Source organism: Anaerococcus tetradius (genome assembly GCF_947087635.1).
Lineage (GTDB): Bacteria > Bacillota > Clostridia > Tissierellales > Peptoniphilaceae > Anaerococcus > Anaerococcus tetradius.
Map to the genome: position 1 here is coordinate 55,071 of NZ_CAMUDP010000011.1, position 10,205 is coordinate 65,275.

Consider the following 10,205-nt stretch of genomic DNA (forward strand, 5'->3'; position numbering starts at 1 on the left):
ATTATTGTAGCAATTAAATTAATAAAGGAGATAGAATGAAATTTATTTCTTGGAATATAGACTCTCTTAATGCTGCCCTAACTAGTGATTCGGCTAGGGCTAAGCTTAGTAGAGATGTTCTCGATACAATAAAAAACGAAGATGCCGATATCATAGCCTTACAAGAAACCAAACTTCCAGCAACAGGTCCTAGCAAAAAACATAAGGAAAAGCTTTTTGAGTTTTTCCCTGACTATGATTATTTTTGGGTTTCTTCAAGAGATAGCGCTAGAAAATCCTACGCTGGAACTATGACCCTCTATAAAAAAGGTCTTAAAGTAAAGGAGTCTTTCCCAGAAATTGGTGCTCCAGATACCATGGATCTTGAGGGAAGAATCCTAACCCTCGAGCTTGATGATTATTATTTTGTCCAAGTTTACACACCAAATGCTGGAGGAGAGCTTAATAGACTTCCTCTAAGAGAGATCTGGGATCTTAAATTTGCAGATTATCTTGAAGAGCTAGACAAGATTAAACCAGTTATAGCTACAGGCGATTTTAATGTTGCCCATGAGGAAATCGACCTCGCCCATCCTGAAAATAATCACATGTCGGCAGGTTTTACAGATGAAGAGAGAAGGGGCTTTACTAATCTATTAAATAGGGGCTTTACTGATAGCTTTAGGTACTTAAACAAGGACCTAGAAGGAGCTTATACTTGGTGGGCCCAAAGGGTTAAGACAAGTAAAATCAACAACTCTGGCTGGAGAATCGACTATTTCTTAGTATCAGATAGGTTGATTGATAAGGTAAAAGATTCAACAATGATAGATTCAGGACAAAGACAAGACCATACCCCTATTATGCTTGAAATTTAGTTGATAATTGATAAAACTTTTCCGCTTTAATTTTGAATTCTGCCCTATATTATGCCATAAAAAAACTGACCTCCCTTAGTTAGTTTTTGGGTCTAACTTTTGGGTGTCAGTTCATAGATAGGCTTTTTTGTAAGAATTTTTTTAAAAATTTGGGGGCTGATTAACAGCCCCATTTTTATTTCTTTTTACTTAATTTTAGACCAGCAGTTGATAGAGTAAGGATTGTGAAAGGTAAAAGACTTGTAAGAACTCCTGTTTTTGGGTTCTTTTTTGGATTTTTTGATGGAGCTTTTCCCTTATTATTTTGTGGGCTTTCCTTTTTCTTATCCTTATTATCGACTTTCTTATTTGCTTCCTTTTTTTCTTTAGAAGGCTCTTCCTTCTTATTTTCACTTGCCTTATTCTTTGGACCTTCGATCTTTTCTATTTTTTCAATCTTTGTAAATTGTGCAGGATTAGAATATAAGATTTCTTCTGAGTGGCTTATTTTTAGCTTATCTCCAAGCTTTAGTTCTGCCTTTACCATCTCTTTTGGAAGGGTGAATAGGTCTCCGCTGTTTTCAATAAGACCACTTCCGTCACCTTCGCTAAGATATTCTATGGTGTAGGCATCTTTGTTTACTTCTATGACCTTGTAGATTTTTGTTACATTTGCCATTTCTTTTTTGGCTTCTATTTCTTTTACCTCATAAATTTTTCCGAAGATGGCAGGAAAAGATGTCATGACGACATCATTGTGGCTTATTGCATACTTATCTCCTACTTGGACATCTTCCTTGAAGTATTTTTTCTCCAAGCTGTATAGCTCGCCTTCAGAGCCTTCTTTTTCTACTGTAACTGTCTTATCATTAATTTCCTTGACTGTGAAATTTTCTGTGATTTTTTTCTCATCTGCCTTTTCTTCTTTGATCTCAAAAATCTTAGCGAATTGGCTAGGATTTGACATCAACATCTTGCCATCACTTGTTATAGAGATGACTTTTCCTTCTTCAAGGCTCATCTTCCCAAATTTATCTTTTGGGATTGAGTAAAGGTCGGTGTCATTTCCTTTTTTGTTTAAGATAACATTGCCATCTTTTATTTCCTTGATAATATAAGTTTCTGTGATTTTTTCTTCTTTTTGATTTTCTTCGATTTTACTTGTTTTATCACTTGCGATTTTGCTATCATCTGCATGAGCAGGCTTTAGGCTTACCATTGCCATAGCTAGGGCAAGACTTGTTATTATAATTTTTTTCTTCATAATAAACTCCTTTTTTTTAATAATAGCAGAAAGCTTGTTAAATCTATATAAATATTTAAAAAGAGGACATAAGTCCCCTGGTTAAACTTTTAATTTCTTATCATCATTATATACTTCATCAATTATAGCTGAGCCTAGACATACATCTCCAAGGTAAAAAACTGCTGCCTGACCAGGCGTTACTGCCTTTGTCCTATCGTAGGTCACCTCGATTTTGCCATCCCCCAAGACTTTTACATGGGCCTTGATGTCAGCCTGCCTATATCTAAATTTCGCTGTGCAAGAAAATTCTTCTGGTATTTCTTTATCGCTTATGGTCGAAAATTCGCTAGCATAGAGCTTGTTTGAAAAAAGTAGGGGGTTGTTCTTGCCTTGGCAGACTATTAGCTCGTTTTTCTTCAAGTCCTTACCGCAGACAAACCAAGCCTCGCCTTCTCCACCTATGCCAAGACCCCTCCTTTGACCTATGGTGTGAAACATCAGCCCCTCATGTCTGCCTAAAATGTTTCCTTCGGTATCGACAATATTTCCTTCCTGGGCTGGAAGGTAATTTGAAAGAAATTCGTTAAAGTCCCTCTCGCCTATAAAGCAAATTCCTGTCGAATCTTTCTTGTCGGCTGTGGCAAGCTTGTACTTGTGGGCAATTTCTCTTACTTGGCTTTTCTCAAGCTCTCCAACAGGAAAGAGGACATCCTTTATCTGCTCTTGGGAAAGTTGGCTTAGAAAATATGTTTGATCCTTATTAGAATCAACTCCTCTAAGCATCACTGTCTCATCAGCTGACCTATCTACTCTCGCATAATGGCCAGTTGCAACAAAGTCTGCTCCCAAGGACTTGGCAAAGTCCAAAAAGGCCTTAAACTTTATTTCCTTGTTGCACATTATATCAGGGTTAGGAGTCCTTCCCTTCTTGTACTCATCGAGAAAATAAGTAAAGACCCTGTCATAATATTCTTTTTCAAAGTTGATGGAATAGTAGGGAATGTCTATTTGATTGCAAACTGCTACTGCATCTTCGTAGTCGACTTCGGCTGTGCATACTCCATTTTCGTCAGTATCGTCCCAATTTTTCATAAAAATTCCGACAACATCATAGCCTTCTTCCTTGAGGAGAAGGGCTGCTACAGACGAATCAACTCCCCCGCTTATGCCAACTACTACCTTAGTATCTTTTTTATCCTTCACTTATTTAGCTCCTTTAATACTTTCATTAAATAATCTATATCCGCCTTCTCATTCTTGTAGCCAAAGGAAAATCTCAGAGAATGAAGGGCCCTTTCTTCATCATAGATATTTGTAAGAACCCTGCTTGGCTCAAGGGTCCCAGCCCTACAAGCAGATCCTGCTGATGCACATATCCCATGCATATCAAGATATGTTAATAAGAAATCTGACTTGAAGTCCTTAAAATAAACATTTACTATATGATCTGAGGACTTGTCAAGGCTTCCATTAATTTCATAATTTATTTTAACTTTATCAAGCTCAGCTAGGAAATATTTTTTTAAATCTCTGATTTTTTCCCTCTCAGTCAAAGTCTTCTCAAAGGCTTCTGCCATAGAGTAAGCTCCCATAACAAAGGAAGTCCCAGCACGTCTGTGTTTTTCTTGCTCTCCCCCCTTGATAAAAGGCTCGATGTCTTCTCTTAGATAAAGAATACCAAAACCGTTGATTCCACCGACCTTGTGGCCAGAAAGTGAAAGAGAATCACAAAAAATCTCATCCACATCTATATCAAGGTGGCCATAGGCTTGGACGGCATCGACATGAAAATGAACAGGCTTATCCTTTAAGTATTCTCCAATTTCTCTAACAGGCTCAATAGTAGAAAGCTCGTTATTTACAAACATAACTATAACAAGTTTCGTATCATCCTTTAACTTACTTTTCAAATCATCTAGGCTGACAAGACCATGCTTATCAGCTTTTAGGTAGGTGACTTTTTCACCTTCCAAACTATTTAAAATAGAGTCGTGTTCTATATTTGTAGAGATGATATTAGATCCTCTGTAGGCATTGATAACAGTATTGTTAGATTCACTAGCTCCTGATGTAAAAATCAGCCTCCTAGGATCTGCCTTGATAGAACTTGCGATTTTTCTTCTAGCTTCTTCTAGACTTTTCTTAGCCTTCCTGCCTAGTCCATGAGTAGAATCGGCATTAGCATCAAAATCCTCAAACTTAGCCAAAATCTCTTCTATTATTTCTTTTCTCTTTAAGCTTGTAGCTGCATAATCAAAATAAATCATATCCGCTCCTATTTTTTAAATATACTATAAATCGGCTAAATTTAAAGCAGGCAAAGAAAAACCCTCAAGTATTTGAGGGAAATCTTTAATGAAATTCATCAGCCAAAATATTTTTAAGAACTTCAGCTTCTTCTGTTGTGAGGGTAATGCCCTTGCTCATTCTTGTGTGATCTTCATTCCAATCACGGATATCATACTTTGGATCTCTCTCATTCCAAGAAACAAGATTAAGCTCCTTAGTCCAGCCCTTAGCATTGGTTGAAAGAACCCCAAGATTTTCTACAATATCATATTTTATTGCTGCCATATCTTACTCCATTCTATTATTTTATATAAAGTATTCTTATATATTTTATGGCACTTAGCCTTATAATCAAGTTTGCTAATAATACTAAAAAGAAATCTTCTCCAAGATTTTTGCAAGGCAACAAAGCTATGGTTATTTTACAAAGCCCCTTAGATTCTTCTTAATCTTATTTTTTTATTGACCTCATCTTGAATAAGCTTGTAATTGTAGCCAGCGTATTCTAGTCTTTTCTTTCTTATTAGACCATTGCCCCACTTGCCTGCTATTACTTCATCTGCAACTTTTGCGTAGCCCTTAGCAGATTTGCCTGTCATAATTAGCGGGTAGTCTCGGTAGAGGATGTTTTTGTCAATATTAGCCTTATAGCCAGAGACTCCACCCTTGGATGAGTATTGCCAAGAGTCGTAGTGGCTTTGTTTATATTTTGGATATGAGTTGTCTTTTTTCCATTCTGCTATCCAAAACTCATTTTCATCCCTTACTTTTTTGCTTAGGTACTTATTGGCAAAGTATGGGTAAGAATATATGCCTGCCACATATCCATTTCTCCTGATGGCCTTGGTGAAGGCATCGGCAACGGCTGTAATTTGTGCCTTAGTAGCTTTGGCTTGCCTATCATTATCTTCTATATCTATATAAATAGGAAGGGATACTTTTTTATTTCTTACTACATTTAGGACATAGTTTGCTTCTTCTAGAGCTTCTTTTTCATTAATGGCCCTTGAATAATGATAAAAGCCCAAAGGCACATTCCTCTTATCAAGTTCTCTATAGTGATTTTCTACTTCCTTATCCTTTCTTAGGCTATTATTTTTTAGCCTAATTGATGACCTTAGGATGGCTCCGTCTACGGACTTTGCGAGCTTATCGTAGTTTATATTTTTAGGGCTTTGGTGCTCGCTAATATCGACAACCTTTTCATAAACTGGAACTTTTGGGTAGATGTCCGATTCATCCAAGGAGTCTTTACTATTTTCATATTTTTTCAAATCTTTAGCTATTTGGTCAATTTCCTTATCGCTAGGTAGGACCTTTGGCTTTTCTTCCTCTTTTGGCTTTTTTTCGCTTATAAGTTCATTTTTTCTTTCCTCAACCTTATCCTGGTTATAGGTAAGCTTCATTTCTGCATAAATATCATCGATATTTGACTTGTCATAGATAACAACTTCTGCCGCATAGGCAAGGTCAGGAAGTAAGATTCCTGCCGCTAGAAGACAAGCTAGTATTTTTTTATTAATCTTCATAAATCCTCTTTCTTTTCTTTAATCAAATAAATAATATCATATTAGAAGATTTTGGACAAGGAAAAAGAGGATATTCTATCCCCTTTTGATTTCAAAATGTTCTACTATTGCCCCTTCTTTCATGACAAAGACTTCATCTGCACATTCTTCTATTATTTCTTTCTCATGACTTGCAAGGAGGACTAAAGTTCCCTTCGCTTTTTCTTCCTTGATGATTTTTTTAAGAACCACAATCCCCTCCTCATCTATAGCGTTGGTTGGCTCATCTAACATTAAAATCTTAGGATATTCCATTATAGCTTGGCCTATGGCAAGTCTTTGCTTCATACCTAGAGAATATTTGCCAAAATCCTTGTCCTTGGCATCAAACAGTCCTACAAGTTTTAGGATTTCTTCAATTCTTTCTTTGCCAATTATATTTCTAAGAGATGCTATCATTTCTAGATTCTTATAGCCAGATAAATCTTTTAGAAAGGAAGGATTTTCTAAGAGAAGCCCCAAATCTTCTGCGAAATACTTATTATCGAGTTTCAAATCATTCACGATGATTTCTCCACTATTTACTGTAATAAGCCCTGCCATGGCCCTAAAGAGCATGGTCTTACCTGATCCATTTCTTCCCTGAAAACCATAAACCCTACCCTCGTAAAGTTCTAAATTTATATCTTTGAGAATCTTCGCTCCCTTTATAGTTTTATTAACTCCACTTACTTTAATCATTGCTTCCTCCGTAGAAATTATAAGATCTAAATACTAGGACTGAACCTATAATTATCAAAATTATATAGACTAGCCATACTATTAAATTATCAACCATACTTATATATCCACCCATCACATCAGTCTTAAAGGCTAGGGTCTGCTGACCAATAAAGCCTTTGAAATTACTAGTCATACTTAGGACCAAAAATATAAGTGTAGAAGCTACACCAGCTTTGAATCCAAACACAATAGCCAATATAAAGGCAATGGCAAATAAGATTGATTGTGTTACTATATAGGAGAATATAAGCCTAGTAAATATTATGAAATAAGCTTTATCAAAACTAGATACCAAAAAAGTATCAGTAATCACAAGTAGGTAAACAAAGACGTTAATTATTCCTATACTTATAATCCCAGATGATATTTTGGATAGAAAGTACATCTTCCTAGATCTAGTCTTAACTAATATATAGGAGGCATTGTCAATATGGTCTTGATATGTTACAAAGGATACAACAAATACTGGTATCAACTGAAACAAAAGCCACGTAATAGGAGGTTCGAAATTACTAAAGGATTCTATATAACCACCATCAAATAATAGTCCTATAAAAAGCTCCATAGAATTATAATCGCCATGAGGTAGGATAAAAAACTGACTTAGAACTATAAGAAATAGATATATTAACATAAGTTTTTTCGATTTATTAACTATATATTTTAGATCTCTAGCCAAAAGTTTTCTCATAATAGGTCACCCCTTCTGCTATAGTTTATGAAGTAAATTATGCTAGGCACTAAGAATACAATACTTACAAACAAAGTCATATAATCAGGCTTTACTATACTATATAAAATTTGAAATATTGCAATTTGAGAATTCGCACCGAGGAAGCCTCCACAAATATATATGATTAAATCTAATATATAGGGTATCATACTCCCCAAAAACCTATTGTTAAATTTGGTATTTATATAGATTGCAAATGTGGCAATCAAGCCTCCACACAAGAATATTTTCAGGAAATGAAGGATATAAAATACTAACTTGCTTTTTAAAAATACATCCGCAAATAAGTCACTCCTACCAATATTCATTATGTTAAAATAAACTAGGGGTACATCTGCTCTTACAGTAAACCACAAGAGTAGATTAACTATGGCAGGTAAAATAGCAAATATTCCAGCTATAACGAAATTATAAAGCAGGGTCCTTCTTATATATTTCTTATAATCTAGCTTGCTGGCAATTATATTTGTCAATCCCGTATTATTATCAATAACAAAAGCATCAGCATAGATAAAACCTGAAAAAACAAATACATATACAGCATTCAAAAACGAAGCTGTCTCCATATTTACCATGACACTCTCTGTCCATGGCGATTGTAAGAGCCTCCTATCGAAAACATCACCGATCGGGTAGGAAGTAAAGGATATAAAATTGATTAATAACAAAAAGAAAAGGAAAATTCCGATTTTTTTCTTATTGAACACTCTGATATTAAAAAACTTCATATTAAGCACCTACTTCCACAAGCTCATAGTAAAAAATACCATCATCTAGCTTGGCCTTGTACTTACTAGCATAAGCATCCATAGGCATCCTCAAACATGAGGGATACTTTCTGTAATCTTGCTCACTAAATACAGAATAATACAAATAAAACTCCTTAGAGCCCTTTGCCTCTATTATAAAATCATCATCTCCATAATAATGATCATAAATATCAAGGTCTATATTAACTGGTATATCTTCTCCTGGCTTTAGATTTTGGACAATCGAATCTCTAAATCCATTTCTATATTGGATGCCATACATAAGTTTACTTGAATCTAACTTCTTGTTAGTATTATTTCTAACTTGGTATTTTACCCTTAAAGAATAGGCTTTCCTTTTTTTATTAATGTTTTGTATAAAGTCATAGTCTTTAACTACTATAGATAGGTCCCCGTAATTTATTTCCTCATCAATCTTATAATTTTTAATCTCTATATCATGTGGCTTACCCTTATTTGCCCTATATATACCAAAAGGCAGATATAAGACAAAAATAGCCACAAGCCCTAACAAAAATTTCTTCATAATAGCTCCTATTAAATAAGGATTGTTGTAACTCATATTTAGCCAAGCTCTTAATAAGTTTCAACAATCCTTCAGCTTACTTCGGTGATACCTCACTGGTAGTGTCCACTTTCTCGTAAATATTTATCTTTGAAAGAGCATCTTCGTAATACTTGTCAAAGTCTTTGTCATATTCAACCAAGCTTTGAACATACTTACTTCCACCAGAAATCCCACCTTGTTCTATTAATATTCCATCCTTATCGTACTTACTATAGCCCCTGTCTGTTTCGATAATATAATTATCGTCTTTCTTGTAAATTTTTAGCTCAGGAATCCTATTTTTATCTTCATCGTAGAACATCCTGTAATCAATTTCATTTTTGTCGTTCGGAGCTTTATCAACATCTTTTCCCTTGTCAACTTCTCTTACACAAAACTTTTTAGACTTATCTGATATAACATAGTGACTCTTCCCATCAGATAAGATGTAGAGTCCATCGTCTATATAGAGGGATCTATCATCAGCTGAAACAAATACATACTGATCAAATTCATCATTTTTCATCTTGTATTCATATTTGTATACACCCTTAGGGTAGCTTACATTTGATAAGAATTCTAGAATTTCTTTCTCCTCATCTGTAAGTAGCTTGGAAGCGATTTCAGTATCTTTCTCTCTCTCCTCAACGTGTAAGGAATCTTCGCTAGATTTATTTTCCTTGATAAAAAAAGAAGCTATTACAACAAGACCTATAATAAATATCGATATTATAGAGTACTTTTTAATATTTTTACTCATGCACTATTTTTCACACCTGTGAGAATCTGCTGACCACCAGCCAGATACATTCATACTTCCAACACCTAATCTATCACCACGTAATCTTACGTAGCAACCAGGACCAGCATCTTCAACAACATTAGAAGATATACAGTACCATATATTATCTTCATCAACACGTACTTCTTCTGTATAATAGCTCTTAGATTTATCAGCATAAACTATACTAAATAAACACTCTCTTCCATGTGATAAATGTTTAACATATGCATATGCTGGAGAAGTAGTATCTTTACGCTCTGAAACTGTATATCTTGGACCAGATAAAGTTGAAAAATCAAAATTAAAATCAACATCCTTGTAACCATTTGCTCCAACAACTACTGAACATAGAAAACATATTCCAACACTCAAGGTAACTAGAATATTTTTTAACCTATTTTTCATAATTTTTGACCTATACGAGTAGCTCCGAACTTGATATAAAGTATAGGTATCCTCCTTTATATTATATTATCATAATCAGAAATCGATGTCAAATATTAATTAAACTATTATATATTATTAGCGTGATATATTAGTATTCATTTAAACTAACTAAATAATATTAAATATAAAAGCAAAAATAACAATAAAAAAAGACTGAATTATCAGTCTAAATAATTATTATTGAACCTTCTAAATAGCAGCCGAGTCAAACTTCTCCGTTCTAAGTGATTGTTATCCTTAGGATTGGTCCGTAAGTTCCTAG

12 protein-coding genes are annotated in these 10,205 nt (G+C 34.6%); 1 reads left to right on the forward strand and 11 read right to left on the reverse strand.

The features are described from left to right. Positions 1 to 35 precede the first annotated feature (35 nt). Positions 36 to 857, forward strand: coding sequence for an exodeoxyribonuclease III (locus P6936_RS04960; RefSeq protein WP_004837321.1), 822 nt, complete (start codon positions 36 to 38; stop codon positions 855 to 857). 175 nt (positions 858 to 1,032) lie between these two features. Here P6936_RS04960 and P6936_RS04965 read toward each other — a convergent pair whose 3' ends face one another. From P6936_RS04965 to P6936_RS05015, 11 genes are all read right to left on the reverse strand, one after another. Next, on the reverse strand, positions 1,033 to 2,100 hold the full coding sequence (locus P6936_RS04965; RefSeq protein ID WP_276881002.1) for a hypothetical protein: 1,068 nt from the start codon (positions 2,098 to 2,100) through the stop codon (positions 1,033 to 1,035). Positions 2,101 to 2,181: 81 nt separating this feature from the next. Then, on the reverse strand, positions 2,182 to 3,285 hold the full coding sequence (gene mnmA, locus P6936_RS04970) for a tRNA 2-thiouridine(34) synthase MnmA (RefSeq protein WP_276881003.1): 1,104 nt from the start codon (positions 3,283 to 3,285) through the stop codon (positions 2,182 to 2,184). After that, positions 3,282 to 4,349: a cysteine desulfurase family protein gene (locus P6936_RS04975; protein ID WP_276881004.1), complete on the reverse strand. Its 1,068-nt coding sequence runs from the start codon at positions 4,347 to 4,349 to the stop codon at positions 3,282 to 3,284. The genes mnmA and P6936_RS04975 overlap by 4 nt, the downstream gene beginning before the upstream one ends. Positions 4,350 to 4,434: 85 nt before the next feature. Next, positions 4,435 to 4,656 carry a YdbC family protein gene (locus P6936_RS04980; protein WP_004837317.1) on the reverse strand — a complete coding sequence of 74 codons (222 nt, stop codon included), beginning with the start codon at positions 4,654 to 4,656 and terminating at the stop codon, positions 4,435 to 4,437. Between the two features lie 149 nt (positions 4,657 to 4,805). Beyond that, on the reverse strand, positions 4,806 to 5,900 hold the full coding sequence (locus tag P6936_RS04985) for a GH25 family lysozyme (protein WP_276881005.1): 1,095 nt from the start codon (positions 5,898 to 5,900) through the stop codon (positions 4,806 to 4,808). Positions 5,901 to 5,975: 75 nt separating this feature from the next. Continuing rightward, on the reverse strand, positions 5,976 to 6,620 hold the full coding sequence (locus tag P6936_RS04990) for an ABC transporter ATP-binding protein (protein WP_276862871.1): 645 nt from the start codon (positions 6,618 to 6,620) through the stop codon (positions 5,976 to 5,978). Beyond that, entirely contained in the window at positions 6,613 to 7,353 is a 741-nt protein-coding gene (locus P6936_RS04995; protein ID WP_276881006.1) for a hypothetical protein, read from the reverse strand. The genes P6936_RS04990 and P6936_RS04995 overlap by 8 nt, the downstream gene beginning before the upstream one ends. After that, positions 7,350 to 8,123, reverse strand: a complete 774-nt coding sequence (locus P6936_RS05000) for a hypothetical protein (protein ID WP_276881007.1) — start codon at positions 8,121 to 8,123, stop codon at positions 7,350 to 7,352. The genes P6936_RS04995 and P6936_RS05000 overlap by 4 nt, the downstream gene beginning before the upstream one ends. Before the next feature lies 1 nt (position 8,124). Then, entirely contained in the window at positions 8,125 to 8,691 is a 567-nt protein-coding gene (locus tag P6936_RS05005; protein ID WP_276881008.1) for a hypothetical protein, read from the reverse strand. Between the two features lie 76 nt (positions 8,692 to 8,767). After that, positions 8,768 to 9,472 (reverse strand): hypothetical protein, encoded by a 705-nt coding sequence (locus P6936_RS05010; RefSeq protein WP_276881009.1) that lies wholly within the window; start codon positions 9,470 to 9,472, stop codon positions 8,768 to 8,770. A 3-nt stretch (positions 9,473 to 9,475) separates the two neighbouring features. Further along, positions 9,476 to 9,901 (reverse strand): hypothetical protein, encoded by a 426-nt coding sequence (locus P6936_RS05015; RefSeq protein WP_276881010.1) that lies wholly within the window; start codon positions 9,899 to 9,901, stop codon positions 9,476 to 9,478. Between the last annotated feature and the right edge of the window lie 304 nt (positions 9,902 to 10,205).

Bases quoted from the DNA above. Each gene is read 5' to 3' on its own strand.
- P6936_RS04960 (WP_004837321.1), top strand. From the start codon at position 36: ATGAAATTTATTTCTTGGAATATAGACTCTCTTAATGCTGCCCTAACT.
- P6936_RS04965 (WP_276881002.1), bottom strand. From the start codon at position 2,100: ATGAAGAAAAAAATTATAATAACAAGTCTTGCCCTAGCTATGGCAATG.
- P6936_RS04975 (WP_276881004.1), bottom strand. From the start codon at position 4,349: ATGATTTATTTTGATTATGCAGCTACAAGCTTAAAGAGAAAAGAAATA.
- P6936_RS04980 (WP_004837317.1), bottom strand. From the start codon at position 4,656: ATGGCAGCAATAAAATATGATATTGTAGAAAATCTTGGGGTTCTTTCA.
- P6936_RS04985 (WP_276881005.1), bottom strand. From the start codon at position 5,900: ATGAAGATTAATAAAAAAATACTAGCTTGTCTTCTAGCGGCAGGAATC.
- P6936_RS04990 (WP_276862871.1), bottom strand. From the start codon at position 6,620: ATGATTAAAGTAAGTGGAGTTAATAAAACTATAAAGGGAGCGAAGATT.
- P6936_RS04995 (WP_276881006.1), bottom strand. From the start codon at position 7,353: ATGAGAAAACTTTTGGCTAGAGATCTAAAATATATAGTTAATAAATCG.
- P6936_RS05000 (WP_276881007.1), bottom strand. From the start codon at position 8,123: ATGAAGTTTTTTAATATCAGAGTGTTCAATAAGAAAAAAATCGGAATT.
- P6936_RS05005 (WP_276881008.1), bottom strand. From the start codon at position 8,691: ATGAAGAAATTTTTGTTAGGGCTTGTGGCTATTTTTGTCTTATATCTG.
- P6936_RS05010 (WP_276881009.1), bottom strand. From the start codon at position 9,472: ATGAGTAAAAATATTAAAAAGTACTCTATAATATCGATATTTATTATA.
- P6936_RS05015 (WP_276881010.1), bottom strand. From the start codon at position 9,901: ATGAAAAATAGGTTAAAAAATATTCTAGTTACCTTGAGTGTTGGAATA.